The sequence below is a fragment of the Stieleria neptunia genome (assembly GCF_007754155.1).
Taxonomy (GTDB): Bacteria; Planctomycetota; Planctomycetia; order Pirellulales; family Pirellulaceae; genus Stieleria; species Stieleria neptunia.
Genome location: NZ_CP037423.1, coordinates 4,706,254 through 4,722,162, shown reverse-complemented (window position 1 = coordinate 4,722,162; position 15,909 = coordinate 4,706,254). Strand labels below are relative to the sequence as shown.

The window sequence follows — 15,909 nt, the reverse complement described above, 5'->3', positions numbered from 1 at the left end:
CACGCATCACATCGGTATCGCATGGATCACCTACTCTTCCTTCGCTTTATTGAATCGGGGTCTTCGCAGATCGTTCGTGGGTCGATTATCAATGGGCAGGGAATGCCTGCGTCCCGGAGTTTCCGGCACGCCCGTGAAGTGCAATGATCACCGTCAATTGCAAAGACGTTGTACATCCACTCTTCTTCAAAGTCCTTTGCAATGCCATACAATACCTTCTCTATGGTTTCTGGACAAACTCTGTACATGTACGCTGCATCGCATCTCTTCTTCATTCGGTCAAACTGAAAAAATGGTTTTCCTGGGGCAGTGTCCACTGGGTTTTTGCTCGTCGGATGGAAACCAACACACTGCTGTGGCGGCGTCCTTGAAATCCTAAACTTCTTTCGTACTTCCTTCGGAACATCTTTACAGTTCCAGCACACTGCCGCGTGCCCGGTTGAGGGAAACTGAGGATTGCCTTCCAGAAACTCTCGCAGAAGATCACGCTCCCAATTTGGATTCCCGCATTCGACGCATACTGCAACAAAGCACTTGTGCTCGTCAGGGCACGAACGCCCTGCCGGATCTTTCGGACCAAGGTTTTTCTTCTCATTTTCCCCGTCTCTCTGTAAGCCATAGGGATCTCGCAACCGCAACGGTGTGGACCGCACATATTCGTACAACAGATACCCATCCTCGTTAAATCCAATCGGATCCCTGGAGCAGAACCTTCCCGCGATCGCGTTATACATGCGGGCGCGGTAGTGGTAGAGATCGAGGACGTCGTCGTACTCCCGTCCGGTGTAGGTGTAGCGGTTGTCCTCGGCGGTTGAGGTTCTCGCGGTGCCGCTGGAGTCGAAGATCGACAGTCCGCCATACGCATCATACGCGTACCGCGCCTTGATCGTGCCCGACGAATCGGTCAGTGCGTTGATGCTGTACGGTTGGGTGCCGTGAGAGTGCCGCACGGGGTTGGCGGATGGCGCGTCGCTTTTCTGGCGGGGCGAGCAGCGGCTTGCAAGGGGCAAGATGCAACTATGATCAAGTTTTAAAGTTGTAGCCACACTTTCCCAAGAGCCGCGCGGACGCGCGTGAGCGCCCCGTCCATCGCAGAGGGGCGGTGAGAGCATGGTCATGACACGCCGCCGATTCGCAGAATCGATGCGAAAGTGAACGCGTCAAACACCCCGATCACGAAGCTGGCGTTGCAGGTCCTTTTCCAGCGTTGCCAACTGATCTAGCGAGAGCTTTTCAACGGAAGTCTGCCCTTGGTCCAGAAGCTCGTAGAGGATTGCAATCCGGCCTCGGGCTTCGCCAACAGCTTCACCCTCTGCTTTGCCTTCTGCTTTGCCTTCTTGCCTTGCCTGTTCGACCGCGTACTGCATTCTGGCGCGTTCATCACGCTGTGCTTTCAGGCGTAGTTCGTACTGGCTTCGTTGTTGCGGCGTTCGTTGGATCATCTCGAGAACCTCGGCAGCTTCGCTAAAGGCGGGGGATTGGAATCGCCGTTCGATTTCCTGAGCCGACATCGTTTCGGCGCGACAGAAAAAATGGCACCACGCGTCCACGGGATCCGTGATCACTCGATTATCGCTCGGAACCGTGTACTTTGGCAACTCAAGAAGGTGAATTTGTAGACCGTCGGTCAGTTTCAGGCTGCCGTCGCGACTCCGTAGCCGGAAATCGCTGTGAATTAGTGAGGATTGGCGGAACAGGATCGCGTCGAGGACGCAGATGCTGATCGCCGGATGCAGCAGCGTGTAGTCGTCACCTTCGCTGATCTGGCCAACGTAAAGAGAGGCGGTGTAGTAGGCCAGTCGCTGAGATAGCCCCGCGGGGAGCGTGGTTTGCATTTCGATGTCGTACAACCGGCCGGACGAATCGCGTGCCGCTACGTCCAGAATCGACAATTTGTCGATATCGTCGTCTTTGCCAAGGATCGGATTGAGAATCTCGACCTCCGTAATCTGAATTTCATCGCCGAGGATCGCGTTGAGGAAGTGCAGTGTAATCGCCGGATGCTCAGGGCTGCCGAGTAGCAACTTAAAAACATAGTCGACGGTGGGGTCGATACCGATGGCCATAAGCTGATCATTGGATTGGCACGGGAAACAGAAGCTGACTCGCGATCAGTCTACCGCCGTGATGGTTTGGCTGTCGATGTGTGGGACTGAGTCGCCGAGGGCCCCGCCGATGCACTGCAACGACGGGGCGTGGTACGGATAGCCCAGGTGGGAGATTTATCGCTTCCCAGTTAGCCTTCGCTATCGGACCGGTTGTCGGGATCGCGATCTTTGACGCCCCGAGGGGTTTTGTCGTGGACTTCGCGGAGGCGTTTGATCGACACGTGCGTGTAGATCTGCGTCGTGTTGAGCTGCTCGTGGCCGAGCAGCGTTTGGATCGAGCGCAGGTCCGCGCCGCCTTCGAGCATCAACGTCGCTGTGGTGTGGCGGATCATGTGGCAACTGCCGGGCTTCGTGATGCCCGCCGCGGTGAAGTAGCTTCTGACGAGTTGGCTGAGTGTGACCTGATGGAACGCGTTGCCGCGGGACGTCAGGAAAATCACGTCGGTGTCTTCATCAAGTAATGCGGGGTGACCATCGCGAAGGTATTTCATCAGCTATTCAAGGGCTCGCTTGGCTTTGTAAAGGCCGGCGGCAACGAGCACGTCACGGACTTCACGGCCGCGCTTGATGCGGCGTTGTGGGATCTGCTTGCCAAGTGTTCGGTCGGCGAATCCGATTTGTTGCTCGGTTGCTTGTTCGTTGGTCAGGTGCAGTTCGTCGTTGACGTACGCCATGGCTCGCTCGCTTTCGTTCAAGCATGTCGCGTAGAACTTGGCGATGGCCTTGATCGGGTTATCGAGGATCGCGTTGAGGAAGTCATCGTTCATCGTGTTGGCTCCGTTGGATGCGCGCAGACCGGTGGCGTGGTCGTTGCTTGGTGGTTTGGAAAGATCGCGGGGAGAGGCATCGGCGGTTACCGAGCGGGTCCGCGGAAGCTGCGCACCTGTCGGCTGTCGTCGGCGGTCGAGAGCCTTGAAGGTGCAGGGGCGAAACGTGGATCAACGCCTCACGGATCGGCCGGCCCTCCATGACGCGACAGCTTCCGCTCACTGTCAAGCGACGGAATCAGCCAACCGCCGCGAAAGTAGAAAACCACTTCGGGATCAATCGTTAAAGTCAACGCACTTGGTGTTAACGATCGCACGTGAGTGTTTTTTGTCTCTCGCCTTCTCTCGGCCTGATCGCCGGAGGGTCACCGGTGACGGCGTCAGTCCGGCTCGGCGAAAGCCAAAAAACGTATTGGGAGAGTGTGGCGTCGGCTTGGTCGTTGAAGGCGGTGTTGACCGAGCCGGTGTGGCCCGTGACTGCCGGGGAGCCTGTCGGTGATTTGCAAAGGGCTTTGGCCGAACAGACAAGCTGTCGGATGACGGTTTACTGAGTGGCTCGTTCCCGGCTTACGTCGCTGTCGCTCGTCGCGGTCACTTCCGCCCTTCTTGATAAGGAACTCGGCCTCCTGCCTCGTCTGTCTTTATCGGGCTCCGCCCTCGGCGTCGGTGCTGCTCGCTCGCGCCCGGCGCTACCCTCATCCTTCGGTCGCTGTCACCACCTCCGCGGGCCGTCGGTTCCGCTCGGTCGATCCCTCCCTCACTCCGGTCGGCGAACGATGGCCCGCTCGGTCTTCCCAACTTCCAACTCTTCTCTTTCAACTTGGAACCTGGAACTTGAAACATGGAACCGCTCCCCCGCTTCCTGCCATCGTTCTCCGACTGACATCCTGTCCCCGACGGGTTTCAGTCGACGGGCATCCTACCCGCCGTGCCTTCGGCGTTCTTTGATGCTCGAGATCTGCGTGGTCGGCCAACCGTCAGGATTAGACGGCCATGCATTGCGGCGGAAGTTGGCTCGGTCCTGTGATCACATCAATCGTCCGCCGCTGCATTTGCGGGGTTCAACCCCCGCCCCCTTTGATGCGTCCGTAGTCGTTAGGTTGCCTATCCTGCCAATTCGGCTCCTGACCCTTTTTCTTAGTCCGGCATCGTGGTAACAGTTTAGTCCTCTTGGAACTGCTATTGGTCGATTTTGGGGCGGCGGGATAAATTGGTGGCAATCGAGGATTGCCGCGAAATGTCTATTCCAATCTATCCCAACCACGAGCACGCTTGCCCCAATGTAGGGAATTGCCCGCATCTTGGTGGCGCCTCGGTGATTTCTGTTGCGATGGTAGCTAATCAAAGCGAGGACACCCGAGAATCATCGCTTCGCCAGATTCGATTGCTCGAAAAGCGTAACAGCGAATTGCTCAGCGACGTCGTCAGCCTCCAAGAGCAACTGGAACGCGTCAAACTTGAATTGAAGATTGAGCGGCAGAACAAGTTTGCAACCAATGAGCAGTCTGACGACGATGCGAAACCGGAATTGCAAGAGGCCAACCAAGATGATTCGGGTCGCAAAGCTAAACGCGGCGCCCCGGTAGGTCATCCAGGATGGTTTCGAAAGACTCCCCAAGAGTACGATTGGGACATTGATGTCAAGGCTCCTCGAGTCTGCCCCTGCTGCGCGAGTCGCCAAGTCATTTTGTTGGATGCCGATCCATTGGAGCACCTGCAGGAAGATATTGTTGATGGACAGTTCCGCGTCGTGCTCTATCGTCATGTGGTCGCCAAATGCATCGCCTGTGATACGCTTGTGCAAAAAGCTGGTCCGGGAGAGGTTCTGGGAAGTCGCATAGGACCAGGGTTGCGCAGCAAGGCGATCTATCTCCGCAATGTCATTGGCATTACCTACCGCAAGGTCCCACGAGCGATTGAAGAGTTATTTGGAATCACGTTCACAGCGGCAGCACTGATCGGTTTCGAAAAGGCTCTTGCGAAGCTTGCCGAACCGGTTGTCGACGATATCGCCAAGAAGCTTGCCAGCACTGACGGGCCAGTCTATGCGGATGAAACCTACTGGACCTTAGACGGCGATCGCGCCTACTTTTGGGTACACGGCAACGAACAGTTCATCCATTTCACTTTTGAAACGACGCGTGCGGGGTTCGTTTCACGCGACGTTCTTGGCCCTGACTTTTGCGGCACTTTGGTAACGGACTGCTACGGTGGCTACAATGCTCAGGTCGCTGGCGCGAAGCAAAAATGTTTGGCACATCTTGCTCGAACCTCGCGTGATTGGCAAAAGCTCGTTGCTCCGGTATCAGCCGACTATCAGTTCTTCGAAGATGTCAAGCAATTCGTCCAACGCGGTACTCGCCTCCACCGCCGACGAAAAGCCGGTAAGCTAAAAGGAGCTGCACTTGAGTCTGAGATCTTGTGGCTGCGAAACGAATTGGAACGCCTTTCGTTGACTGATGTCGAAGACGAAAAAGCGATCCAACTTCAAGGGCGAATTCTTCGTCACCTCTCAGAGTGGTTGGTGTTCATCGACGATCCACGAGTTTCGCCGACGAACAACCTTGCAGAACGTGCTATTCGCCCACTAGTCGTGTTGCGCAAGATCTGCTTCGGCAGCCGAAGTCGGGAAGGTGGTGAGCGGATGGCAGATCTGATGAGCGTTGCAGAGACAGCGCGGCGTCATGGGCACCGTGCCAGCGACATCTACTACGGTCTTTTCACGCGACCTCCGGACGAAGTACTGCGTTCGCTTTATGCACCGGCGTAGCGGCTACGCCGGTGCAGGCGATCGTGTCGCCTCTTCATAGGAAGAGACAAGCTGCGACTCCGGAAGAAGCAGCGAGCGAAATTCTCAGCCGAGCGACTCACCTGTAGTCACGTTCGCTGGACGATTCCGGTGAAACGACGTTGAATGCTGCGCTGATGGTAAACCAATCGGCACGCCCCATGACAGACTGCGGGGAGAGCTGAATCCAATCCTTCGGCGATGCGCAGTTCGAGCGATGGTCCGACACCACCGTCCCCCAGGTCATTCAACTAAACTGTTACGCATCGTGCCGAAAGACGGCGGGCATCCTGCCCGCCGGGCAGGTTAATCGGAAAGGTAATGGCCCCCTTTGGCTTGGTCACTGACGGAAAATTGCTGAGCGCGTCAACTCAGACAGGTTTTATCTCTGCTCCTATCCACATTACCTTCACACACCTATCCTCTCGCACGATAACGGCAAAGATTGTGTAGTCCCTGCCCTCTCGAAAACGAAACAAGTGGAATTCACAGTCCACAAAAGCGGACGGAGAAGAATCGTCGAGTTCGGCTAACATTTTCGCCCAGCCGTTAAACACTTCTGGATTGGCTGGTGTCACGACCTTATCCACAAGAATCATATAATATGGATTCGCTCCAAGTAAGTCGCCGGTAGTGAGCGAGTCGACTAAATGCCTTTCCAGTGGGTCCTCAAGGCTTTCGCGTTCTTCCTCTTTCTCTTCGAACGCACGGATTTGCATTCGTAGTTTCGCTTGGAGCACGAAATGCGACATTGCTAAAGCAACCATAAGGATTGCAACCACCACGGTTTTGATAGAGAATCGCATGATTCAGTTGACTGCATGGGTCATAGGCTTCCATTTCCGTAACGAACGTCACAGTACTTTGCTTTGCATATGCTGCGAAGAACCCAATTCCTTAATCCGGGAAAAGCTCGATCGCACCTCGCGTAGCATGCTTCTAGATCCGATAGCCCAGGTGAAATGACTGGTGGCTTGTTTCCTCCGGAATCCGGGGCATAGAGGTCTTTGGGGTCCTGGGGTGAGTTGTTGCAGTAAAAGCTATTGCCTACGGGGTTGATGTTTTCTGGGTAGGTATAAACATCAGAACCGCCTCCCAAGCACTCGGCCAACCGTTCGCCGTAATCCCCTCGTCCCACCTGACAAGCAATGATTTCGACCTTGCAACCGGGCTTATAAGAAGGGTGCGACAAGATTTTTGCGCACATTTCATTTACCGGGATGGGAATAAATGCGGGTCCGCCTTTTCCGTCTGGCGTCCAATTTGGATTTGGTTTTTTGGGTGAAAACTCACTTACATCATCCAGGTGGCAGCCACCGTGGCATACGATCCTGAACCACCCAGGTTTGTCAGCTACGTGAAATCCCGGCAACTTACTCTTCTCATTTCGTGGATCTCCTTCCGGTGGAAAGAACCTGATTTGCAATCCACTGGGGTCAGCGGCGTTGGTTGGCATCCCACCAACATACATGTACAGGCTCCACTGGCCACCTTCGAACCCAATCGGATCACGACTCAAAAACCGTCCCGCAATCGAATCGTACATGCGGGCGCGGTAGTGGTAGAGGTCAAGAACATCGTCGTACTCGCGACCGGTGTAGGTGTACCGGTTGCCTTCGGCGGTTGTCGTACGTGCCGTGCCACTGGCGTCGAAGATCGACAGTCCACCATACGCATCATACGCGTACCGTTCCTTGATCGTCCCGCTCGAATCGGTCAGCGCGTTGACACTGTACTGTTGGGTGCCGTGATAGCGAGAGGCGAACTTGATAGACCACCTGTCGCTTTCAGTGCATGATTTGTCGGGCAAGCAGGTTGGTTGACGAAGCGTTTTGCAGCTACGGATTCGTTTTGAATCAACGCACGACTTAACGCCTCCCGCGCGGCGGCGCGCGAGACGGCGTTGAAGGGGGCGACGACGGGATGATGGCTTGCAGAGCATCCCGCCATTGTAACTGATGGACAGGCTATTCGGTGTCGCTTTGCGGCGGTCGGTCCTTGGCGCCCGGATGCGTTTTGTCGTGGACTTCACGCAGGCGTTTGATCGACACGTGCGTGTAGATCTGCGTCGTGTTGAGTTGCTCGTGACCCAAGAGCGTTTGGATCGAGCGCAGGTCCGCGCCGCCTTCGAGCATCAACGTCGCCGTCGTGTGGCGGAGCATGTGGCAACTGCCGGGTTTCGTGATGCCCGCCGCGGTCAAGTAGCTTCTGACGAGTTGGCTGAGTGTGACCGGATGGAACGCGTTGCCACGGGACGTCAGGAAGATCACGTCGGTGTCTTCGTCGAGTAATGCCGGGCGACCATCGTGAAGATATTTCATCAGCCATCCAAGGGCTCGCTTGCCGGTCGGCACCACGCGATCCTTGCGGCCTTTGCCTTGACGGATCATGGCAAGTCCGGATTCGTGGTTGATGTCGTCGAGTTTCAGCGCGATCAACTCGGCGCGTCGCATGCCGGTGGCATAAAAGAGTTCCAACATCGCGCGGTCGCGAAGACCCGTCGCGGTTGTGAGATCGACGGAGCTCAACAGCGTTTCGATTTCGTCGATCGTCAGGTGCGATGATGGGAGACGCTGTTCTTCCTTGGGCAGTTCGATGCCGGTTGATGGATCGCTGTTGATCCAACCCTGTTCGGTCAGCCATGCGAGCCAGTGACCAACCGTTGAGAGGTAGGAAGCTTGAGTACAGAACTTGAGCGACTTGCCGGTGCGTTCGTTGCGGTAGTGATAGAGCCAACGCCGATAGGCTGCGAGTGACTCGGGCGTGATCTCGGTGACGGACTCGATGCCGCGTTCGGAAGACCACGTGATGAACTTGTTCAAGACGTAGTCGCGGCGCGAGATGGTCGTTGCCGACCAGTTGTTCATCTTAAGGTTGTTGAAGTAACGAGTTAGCAGGACGGTGGGAGTAGGAAGGTTTGACATGGATTTGCATCCTGGGGTTGTGATCAGCGCGTACCGGTAGCCGGGCGTGCTCGATCAGGGTGAAGGCGGCCGGGTGAACGTCACTCGGCCGAAGAAGACGGCATCACCGATCACGGCGATGCAGCTATGGCAAGACTTTCAATGAGGGGGCCTTGCGAGGTTTGAAGGCGAAGTTTTCGCTTTCGTTTTGAATGTCGTTGGCTGGCAACGACTTGTGTGAATTACTGAGCATCACAAACGATGCTCATGACATGCTCACCCAATGCACATCCCATGCTCGGGCTTGCCGATCTGATGCTCGCAGTCAGCTATCGCATGCTCGCAGTTTTGGTCGTAATTGTTGTATACAGAGTGTTTGCATGAGGGGGGGCTTGCGACGTTTTCGGGTTCGGTTGGGGTGAATCGTGGCTAGCTGCTTGACTGGAAACGACTTGCGTCAATCGAATGCCACCAGAAGGTCCACGGAAGCACGCCGTCAGCTTTGCCGCAGGCCCCGGAAGCTTCGCGTCCTAGGCCGGAAGCTTTTGGTCGTAGCAGCAATGGCTTGGCAGATTCGCCTTCCCGCGTTTATCGATTGTGGGAACCGTCGCTGCGATGTCACTGGAGAAATTGGTGTCTCGCGCAAGCCATTCAAACAAGCGACGAAGCTTTGTGACGCGTTCACGAACGATGCGGATCCCAATCGCTGCACCATTGATTAAGTCAACTTCGTTTTGCAGGTGGCCAACATAGTCAGCGGCGGTTGTGTCGCTGATTTGGTCGTTGGTTGTGATCGATTGCGTTTGACACCAGGTGACGAAGTAGTCGAGTTGCTGCCTGGTGATGTTGACGATGCGTCGTTTGTGGCCCGATCGTTGCAGGTATGCGATGTAGCTTTGGACCAGGGCTGGTAACGTCGAAGCCATCGGGGGTGACCTTGTGTTGGTGCGTTGCGATTGCGCAGACGCCGTGGAGAAGATCCATGCCGGCGGGGTCGCGTGGGCTTGGCGATCCGGCCGGCTGCGCTGCGTGTCTCTCGGTTGTCACTGATGGCGGCGGCCTTGATCGGTGGCGATGGCGATCAAGTTCAATGAGCCCGAGAGCGTGGACCACCTCGATGACCCGACAGCTCCGCCTGGTTGTCAACAGAGCAATTCGCCAACCGCCGCAAAAGTAGAAAACCGCTTCGGTATCAATCGTTAAAGTCAACGCACTTGGTGTTAACGATCGCACGTGCGCGTTTTTCGCCTCTCGCCTTCTCTCGGACTGCCACCGAACGGTCACGGGTGACGGCGTCAGTCCGGCTCGGCGAAAGCCAAAAAACATTGGGGAAGAAAGAGGCGCCCGGCTTGATCTGGCTGTCGTTAGTCAGCCTTGGCGGTTCCGCGCCGAGGTGGGCCTGTCGGAAAGGCAAACGGCTTTGGCCGAACAGATAAGCTGTCGGATGATGGTTTACCGAGTGTCTCGTTCCCGGCTTACCTCGCTTGGGCTCGGACGCGGTCTCTTGCGCGATCCAATAGGCGAATTTACTCATTGGACTCGAGTTTCTTCAGTCGCGATCGAATAGCGTTTGGCTGACGCTGAAAGATCACCGCCAGTTCGTCGATCGTCTTACCATCACGATGTTTTTCGCTGAGGTGAAGATCTTCCTCCTTGGTCCAAGCTGTATAGGCATTCGGGTAACGCTCGCGTATCTGATTTACTCGATCTTCGTAACTCGATTGTTCGACTGCGTCGCTGAGCGCACGCACGTCATGGTAGATCGCGCCAGCTGCCCGAACGATCGTATCGAGGAATTGTGGAAGAGACGACTCGTAAACGACGATCGACTCCACTTTAGAGTTCATTGACGGGTTCCTCTGAATGCAAAGATATTTCTTTTCACCGACGCCCTCGCGAACTTCAACCAAGTACTCGTTCGCCCCGATGGTTATTGAATCAGAGAAGTATCTCGCCGGTTTCATTGCTGAATTTGGTCACGCGTGTTCGGCGACAATTGGTTCTCCGCTTTAGCGACAACTAGTATTCCCGATTACGAATCCGATTTTTATTGAGAGGCCTTTGCTGACCGTCCAGCTGACTTCGTTTTCTTGGCTGTTTCCACGCGATAGCTTGGCACGTTCAACTCGATGATCACGCTGTGGTGAACCAAGCGATCGATCGCCGCCGCCGTCGTCATCGCATCTTTGAAGATCTGGTCCCACTTGCTGAACGCCAAGTTGCTCGTCAACAGAACACTCCCTCTCTCGTAACGTTCCGCCAGCAGCGTGAACAGCACCTCCATCTCTTCTCGATTCTGCTGCACGTAACCCAGGTCGTCGATCATCAGGCCCTCGAAACGAGACAGTTGCTTGATGTACTTCTGCAGGCGAAGATCCCGCTTTGCGATCAGCAACTGTTGCACCAGCAAGCTGCACGTTGTCAGAAGCATGCTCCGGCCTTGCTGGACGAGTTGATTCGCCAAGGCACAAAGCGCGTGACTCTTCCCCGCACCGGGCTGACCGAAAATCAGTACGTTCTCCCGACGATCCAAGAACGATCCCTCCCGAAGACTCTCCAGTTGTCGTGTCACTGACAATGGCAAGCGATCGAAGTTGAACGTCTCCCATGTCTTGCCCAGCGGAAGACGTGAGTTGGTCATTAGACGCTTGATCCGACTCTCGTTGCGGGCCTGGCATTCCAGTTCCGCCAGTTCCGATAAGTATTGAACATGGCTGAGATCCTCCGCGGCTGCTCGGTCGGCCGTCGCTTGAAACTGGTCGCGAAACATCGGCAGACGCAAGCTGCGAAACTGCTCCTTCAGCCGCTCCTCGGTCCGTTCGTTGCTCGTCCTCGTGGGCGGGGTCTTGGGAGGCTGCCGTATCGACGATTCGGTCTTTTTCGATTGGGGCTTTCGTGTGGTTGATTGATTCATCGTTTGGACTCTCCTTGTCAAACGTGTCAAATAATTCGTCATAGTCTTTCAAGTTCGGTGCTTTGACATCGATGTCGGTCACCGGCTTGATCTCGATCGCTTCACTCACCATCAGCCGAACCTGATCGACATCGATGGATTGTCCCGATTGGATTTGATGACGCAGTGCATTCTGCACCGCATCTTGGCTTTCTCTAGCCGCTAATTGCAGGATCTCAAGATACTTCCTCACCGCCACCTTCTCGCTGTGAGCGTCGCATAGCATGTCATAGGCGATTCGGAAGTGACTCGTCGGGAACATGTCCTGACGGTATTTGTAGTTTTCGAATGCTCCCGGTTTGCGAACCAATGAATCGATCACGTGCCGGTAGTTGATGGCCGATCCGCCGACGCCAGTAAGTCGTGGCATCCGTTGCACGTGGATGCCGTGATGCGTCACATCGATCCACTCGGCACCGATCCGCACATCGACTTTTTGACCGATCAATCGGCTAGGAACCGAATAGATGTTTTTCTTGACATTAATCGTGCTGCTACTGCCGACGATGATGCCTTGTTGGTTGTCATCGGTATCAAGCTTACTATCGGGAAGTGGTCGCAAATGCGAGCGTTCAATTTCAAATCGATTTAAGCGCGCATCATTAGCGCGAACGATCAGGGATCGAACGAAATGCATGTAGTCTTCACGACTGGCGAAGTCGCGACTACCGCGAAGTAGCAATGCTTGGTCGACTCGATTCTTGAGATGACCGTTGGATGACTCAACGTCGCCGTTTTCGTTCGCACAGCGAACGTTGATTCGCTCTGACTTGGTGCCATAGTGATCCATCAACGCTCCATAGCGAGCAGTGAGTTCTTTCTTTGAAGAGTGATTGTTGATCGCAGCGCTAAGGCTATCAGTGCGGTGACGCTCGGGCACTCCGCCGAATTCCCAAAACGCATTTTGAATGTAAGCGCCCGAGGAAACCATTCTTGGCGCGTGGCGTAGGCTGGTGGGTTTTCACTCACGTAACCAGGAGGTTTCCATGGTTCGCTTGCCAGACCCCGCCGTTCGCCAACGTTGGTCGCGGCTGATCCAACTTCACGAACAGTCCGATCTTGCGGTCTCCGAATTTTGCGATTTGCACGGAGTCTCCACCGCATCGTTTTATCGATGGCGACAAAGGCTGCAGGGCGACGCCGATCAGAGCGACGCGTTTCTTGCCGTGCAGATCGAGCAGCCGCGTCCCCAAATCGGCGGCACCACTGTCCGCTTTCCCTGTGGCACGCAGATCGAGCTTGCTTCCTGCGATGCCAACAGCCTGATGATCATCGTCGACCGGTTGGCACCACAACCAAGCGAGTTGCAGCAATGATCGCGCTACCAACCACTGGCGGCATTTTTCTCTACGCCAAGCCGACCGACATGCGAAAGAGTTTCTCGGGCCTGGCTGGCATCGTGCGAAACGAGCTAGGCAAAACGCCAAATGACGGAAGCTTGTTCCTGTTTATCAATCGACGCCAGGACAAACTCAAAGCACTCTATTGGGACCGCGATGGAATGGCGGTGTGGTACAAAAGTCTGGAGCAAGGCACCTTTGAAAGAATCAGGCAAGATGGCGAGGCGAGCGTCAAGCTCGACGCAGCCGACTTGGCGATGCTGCTTGGTGGAATCTCAATCGAAAATGCCAAGAGACGTAAACGGCTCAAGGCAGCGTAAGCTGCCGCGGAAGCAGTGACGACGGACCACACTTGGGAGCAAGTTTTCTTCGGCGAAGAAAACTTGCTTTTTTTCTTGCCCAGACGGTGATTTGCTATTGCGCGATTTCGAGAAGCTTTTAGTCTTCTGTACATGGACAAGCTCAAGCAACTTCAACGCGAAATCGAAGCCCTGCGTGCGAAAAACAGCACGCTTGAGTCCGTCAATGAATCGCTTGCTGCCACCAATGCGTCACTCACCAACAAAGTCGATTCACTCGCTGTAAACAACCAATCGCTTGCTACCACCAACGAGTCTCTCGTCCAAGACGCCAAGTCACTCGCTGCGGCCAAAGAGGACCTTGAATCGAAGAACGAGGACTTACGAAAGCAACTCTCCAAAAAGCAAGACGAACTCGACGCTTTGATCCGTCGCATCTTTGGCCGCCAGAGCGAACGCTTTGAAGACGACGACCAGCTGAAGTTCGAATTCGCCAGTCAAGCAGAAATCGACGACGCTCGTGAAGGCATCAAGCAGGCGATCGAAGAAAATGATCGAGCCGGCAAACGCAACAAGCCGCCCAAGCGACGCAAGCGTGAAGAGCGTTTTCCCGACAGCCTGCCGCGCAAGGAAGTGATTGTCGACTTAAGCGACGAAGAAAAAGAAGGCTTGGTGCGGATCGGAGAAGACGTGGTCGAATCGGCACACTTCACCCGGGGTGCGGCCTATATCATTCGAAAGATCTTCCCCAAGTACGTTCACCCGGAGGATCCCCGCGCCGGTATTTTGCAGGCCCCACGCCCCGCGGCGCTGATTCAAGGCGATCGCTACGACACCTCATTCGCTGCCTCGGTCATTGCCAATCGACTTGGCTACCATCTGCCGATCTATCGTCAAGAGGACATGTTCGCCGAGTGCGGCCTTTACCTTTCACGCAGTACGCTACTAAACCTTCAAGAAGCTGCCGAACGCGTGCTCCGGCCGTTCGTGCAGTGGCTTGCTGACTTGGTTCGCACCGACAGCTGCATCGGAAGTGACGACACGTCGATCCGCTTACTGTTGCCGCAAGACATTCCCGAAGCACGCGAGGACGATCCGAAGGGTCGGCGTGCTGCGGAAGTTTTTGCAGCAGCCAAGTCGAAAGGGCTCAAAAGCATCACGGCAAAGATGTGGGCCTACCGAGGCGTTCATATTCCAATCAACGTGTTTGACTTTACGGTCAGTCGTCACCGTGATGGGCCGGACCAATTTTTAGTCGATAGCGAGTATACGGGAACTCTATTGGGAGACTGCTACGGAGCGAACACGGGGATTTACATACGATCAAACGGATTGATCGTTCATGCCGCTTGCGCGGCCCATGCGCGTCGGAAGGTGGAAGCTGCGCTAGACAATCACGCGGAGCATGCAAAGCATTTACTTGGATTGTTTCGATTGATTTATGATGTCGAAGACGAAGCTCGAGAGTTGTCGCCAGCAGAACGCTTGACACTTCGCCAAAAGCAATCGGCTCCCCTTTGGGGCCAGATGCGCGAGTACCTCCAGATGAAGATGATGGACGTGCTGAGTAGTGACAAGATCAGCGATGCGCGAAGTTACATCTTGAATCAATGGCAAGGACTGACGGCTCACCTTGAAGACGGGGAAATCCCGATCGACAACAACTCATGCGAGCAGCTGATGAAGCAAGTAGCACTGGGTCGCAAGAACTGGCTTTTTCTTGGCAGTCTTGCATCGGGTTATCGTACGGCGACATTGATGACGGTCGTCAGCAGCGCGATACGAAACGACCTGGATGTGGCGGCGTACTTGGAAGACGTACTCGACCAGCTTCTCGCAGGCAGTCGCGACTATGCCGCGCTGCGTCCTGACGCATGGGGGACAGCGCATCCGGAGTCGATCCGGGCCCACCGGCAAAAGGAGCGTGAAGCTGACAACATCCGTCGAGAGCGAGATCGGCTTCGCCGCCGCCTCGCCCGCCTGGATCAGTAGCTGGCACTGCAAGGCAGCATTCAGGACTGTCTTTCGATAAAAGAAAACTGACGTAGAACACACCTCGCGCGTCACGAGGGAGTCACGCGCCTGCTAAGCTCGCGTTGGGCCCTATGAGATCAAGACGCTTGTCCCGGCGGATCGCGGATCATCTACGGCCAGTGGATCCGAGAATCGGGCGATAGCTCTTTCCCTGAAACATGGCCACGGCGTCGCCCCGTTGGCCCACCTAACCCATGGTGCTCCTGGGCGCTTACTTTTGAATCCCCTCGCTGAGCGCTTCGAAAGATTCGGAGAAACACAGAGAGACCGACTCGACGTTGGAATACGTCAGGACACAATGAAAGAGCATGTGTTCAAACGAAACGCCCGCGATGGTCACGTTCAGTGTGTTCATGACGGTGAAGTCACTCGCAGCAACCCGAGCCGGATGATGGACCTGCGGGAAGATCACTGCTTTGTCTGGACCTTCTGTACTGCGCCACAATCGGACTCGACGTTCGAAGGTTCGTCGAGTGGAGTCTGGGTAGACGCCTGGATAGCGGTCTTGCAGCCACTGGAAAAGGGTCTTGGCCTGCAGTCGCGGTTCGGCCTCAAGCCTGATCTGCACCTCGTTCCAGACATCGGCGAATGGATCGATGCGAGTCCGGTAATCTCGCGGCTTCTTCCGCTGAGAGGGGAGCCGATTGTCGTTTCGATAATGTCTTGCCGTTTTCTCATCCATCTCAGTCATCCTTGACGATGCGGCCAGTGACTTGC

The 15,909-nt window shown here is 55.4% G+C and carries 16 protein-coding genes and 1 pseudogene; 4 read left to right on the top strand and 13 right to left on the bottom strand.

From position 1 onward, the window contains the following. Window positions 1-26: 26 nt before the first annotated feature. From Enr13x_RS16385 to Enr13x_RS16370, 4 genes are all read right to left on the bottom strand, one after another. Window positions 27-950, bottom strand: coding sequence for an RHS repeat domain-containing protein (locus Enr13x_RS16385; RefSeq protein ID WP_197456071.1), 924 nt, complete (start codon window positions 948-950; stop codon window positions 27-29). Window positions 951-1,160: 210 nt separating this feature from the next. Then, on the bottom strand, window positions 1,161-2,066 hold the full coding sequence (locus Enr13x_RS16380) for an Rpn family recombination-promoting nuclease/putative transposase (RefSeq protein WP_145387824.1): 906 nt from the start codon (window positions 2,064-2,066) through the stop codon (window positions 1,161-1,163). A 170-nt stretch (window positions 2,067-2,236) separates the two neighbouring features. Then, the gene (locus tag Enr13x_RS16375; protein ID WP_145387822.1) at window positions 2,237-2,599 is read right to left on the bottom strand and encodes a tyrosine-type recombinase/integrase; all 363 of its coding nucleotides are present in this window, start codon (window positions 2,597-2,599) and stop codon (window positions 2,237-2,239) included. 3 nt (window positions 2,600-2,602) lie between these two features. Then, a complete protein-coding gene (locus Enr13x_RS16370; protein ID WP_145387820.1) occupies window positions 2,603-2,875 on the bottom strand; it encodes a hypothetical protein in 273 nt (90 codons plus the stop codon). A 1,213-nt stretch (window positions 2,876-4,088) separates the two neighbouring features. Between Enr13x_RS16370 and tnpC (Enr13x_RS16365) the strand changes: the two genes are divergently transcribed. Further along, entirely contained in the window at window positions 4,089-5,645 is a 1,557-nt protein-coding gene (tnpC, locus tag Enr13x_RS16365; protein ID WP_145385599.1) for an IS66 family transposase, read from the top strand. Window positions 5,646-6,034: 389 nt separating this feature from the next. On the opposite strand, the gene Enr13x_RS16360 is transcribed toward tnpC (Enr13x_RS16365), so the two are convergent. From Enr13x_RS16360 to Enr13x_RS39780, 8 genes and pseudogenes are all read right to left on the bottom strand, one after another. Then, window positions 6,035-6,469 (bottom strand): hypothetical protein, encoded by a 435-nt coding sequence (locus Enr13x_RS16360; protein WP_145387818.1) that lies wholly within the window; start codon window positions 6,467-6,469, stop codon window positions 6,035-6,037. A gap of 20 nt (window positions 6,470-6,489) precedes the next feature. Further along, on the bottom strand, window positions 6,490-7,473 hold the full coding sequence (locus tag Enr13x_RS16355; protein WP_197456070.1) for an RHS repeat domain-containing protein: 984 nt from the start codon (window positions 7,471-7,473) through the stop codon (window positions 6,490-6,492). 157 nt (window positions 7,474-7,630) lie between these two features. Next, window positions 7,631-8,587 (bottom strand): tyrosine-type recombinase/integrase, encoded by a 957-nt coding sequence (locus Enr13x_RS16350; protein ID WP_145387814.1) that lies wholly within the window; start codon window positions 8,585-8,587, stop codon window positions 7,631-7,633. A gap of 509 nt (window positions 8,588-9,096) precedes the next feature. Continuing rightward, on the bottom strand, window positions 9,097-9,492 hold the full coding sequence (locus Enr13x_RS16345) for a site-specific integrase (protein WP_145387812.1): 396 nt from the start codon (window positions 9,490-9,492) through the stop codon (window positions 9,097-9,099). A gap of 266 nt (window positions 9,493-9,758) precedes the next feature. Further along, window positions 9,759-10,100, bottom strand: a complete 342-nt coding sequence (locus tag Enr13x_RS16340; protein WP_145387810.1) for a hypothetical protein — start codon at window positions 10,098-10,100, stop codon at window positions 9,759-9,761. Continuing rightward, window positions 10,093-10,413 carry a hypothetical protein gene (locus tag Enr13x_RS16335; protein ID WP_145387808.1) on the bottom strand — a complete coding sequence of 107 codons (321 nt, stop codon included), beginning with the start codon at window positions 10,411-10,413 and terminating at the stop codon, window positions 10,093-10,095. Before Enr13x_RS16335 ends, Enr13x_RS16340 begins: the two co-directional genes overlap by 8 nt. A 200-nt stretch (window positions 10,414-10,613) precedes the next feature. Next, on the bottom strand, window positions 10,614-11,336 hold the full coding sequence (gene istB / locus Enr13x_RS39785) for an IS21-like element helper ATPase IstB (RefSeq protein WP_390621092.1): 723 nt from the start codon (window positions 11,334-11,336) through the stop codon (window positions 10,614-10,616). A gap of 541 nt (window positions 11,337-11,877) precedes the next feature. After that, window positions 11,878-12,156 (bottom strand): annotated as a pseudogene (locus Enr13x_RS39780) (Mu transposase domain-containing protein); the annotation flags it as partial. A 349-nt stretch (window positions 12,157-12,505) separates the two neighbouring features. On the opposite strand from Enr13x_RS39780, the gene tnpA reads away from it, so the two are divergent. The 3 genes from tnpA to tnpC (Enr13x_RS16315) all read left to right on the top strand — a co-directional run bounded on the left by tnpA (window position 12,506) and on the right by tnpC (Enr13x_RS16315) (window position 15,150). Further along, window positions 12,506-12,835: an IS66 family insertion sequence element accessory protein TnpA gene (gene tnpA, locus Enr13x_RS16325; protein ID WP_145384496.1), complete on the top strand. Its 330-nt coding sequence runs from the start codon at window positions 12,506-12,508 to the stop codon at window positions 12,833-12,835. Beyond that, complete coding sequence (tnpB, locus tag Enr13x_RS38005) at window positions 12,832-13,179, top strand: IS66 family insertion sequence element accessory protein TnpB (RefSeq protein ID WP_145389223.1); 348 nt, start codon at window positions 12,832-12,834, stop codon at window positions 13,177-13,179. The genes tnpA and tnpB overlap by 4 nt, the downstream gene beginning before the upstream one ends. Window positions 13,180-13,311: 132 nt before the next feature. Further along, the gene (gene tnpC / locus Enr13x_RS16315; protein WP_145384494.1) at window positions 13,312-15,150 is read left to right on the top strand and encodes an IS66 family transposase; all 1,839 of its coding nucleotides are present in this window, start codon (window positions 13,312-13,314) and stop codon (window positions 15,148-15,150) included. A gap of 253 nt (window positions 15,151-15,403) precedes the next feature. Here tnpC (Enr13x_RS16315) and Enr13x_RS16310 read toward each other — a convergent pair whose 3' ends face one another. After that, a complete protein-coding gene (locus Enr13x_RS16310; RefSeq protein ID WP_145387804.1) occupies window positions 15,404-15,874 on the bottom strand; it encodes a hypothetical protein in 471 nt (156 codons plus the stop codon). Window positions 15,875-15,909: the final 35 nt, after the last annotated feature.

Excerpts from the sequence above, each read along its gene's own strand:
- Enr13x_RS16380 (WP_145387824.1), bottom strand. The coding sequence starts at position 2,066 with ATGGCCATCGGTATCGACCCCACCGTCGACTATGTTTTTAAGTTGCTA.
- Enr13x_RS16375 (WP_145387822.1), bottom strand. The coding sequence starts at position 2,599 with ATGAAATACCTTCGCGATGGTCACCCCGCATTACTTGATGAAGACACC.
- Enr13x_RS16370 (WP_145387820.1), bottom strand. The coding sequence starts at position 2,875 with ATGAACGATGACTTCCTCAACGCGATCCTCGATAACCCGATCAAGGCC.
- Enr13x_RS16360 (WP_145387818.1), bottom strand. The coding sequence starts at position 6,469 with ATGCGATTCTCTATCAAAACCGTGGTGGTTGCAATCCTTATGGTTGCT.
- Enr13x_RS16350 (WP_145387814.1), bottom strand. The coding sequence starts at position 8,587 with ATGTCAAACCTTCCTACTCCCACCGTCCTGCTAACTCGTTACTTCAAC.
- Enr13x_RS16345 (WP_145387812.1), bottom strand. The coding sequence starts at position 9,492 with ATGGCTTCGACGTTACCAGCCCTGGTCCAAAGCTACATCGCATACCTG.
- Enr13x_RS16340 (WP_145387810.1), bottom strand. The coding sequence starts at position 10,100 with ATGAGTAAATTCGCCTATTGGATCGCGCAAGAGACCGCGTCCGAGCCC.
- Enr13x_RS16335 (WP_145387808.1), bottom strand. The coding sequence starts at position 10,413 with ATGAACTCTAAAGTGGAGTCGATCGTCGTTTACGAGTCGTCTCTTCCA.
- istB (WP_390621092.1), bottom strand. The coding sequence starts at position 11,336 with ATGTTTCGCGACCAGTTTCAAGCGACGGCCGACCGAGCAGCCGCGGAG.
- tnpA (WP_145384496.1), top strand. The coding sequence starts at position 12,506 with ATGGTTCGCTTGCCAGACCCCGCCGTTCGCCAACGTTGGTCGCGGCTG.
- tnpB (WP_145389223.1), top strand. The coding sequence starts at position 12,832 with ATGATCGCGCTACCAACCACTGGCGGCATTTTTCTCTACGCCAAGCCG.
- tnpC (WP_145384494.1), top strand. The coding sequence starts at position 13,312 with ATGGACAAGCTCAAGCAACTTCAACGCGAAATCGAAGCCCTGCGTGCG.
- Enr13x_RS16310 (WP_145387804.1), bottom strand. The coding sequence starts at position 15,874 with ATGGATGAGAAAACGGCAAGACATTATCGAAACGACAATCGGCTCCCC.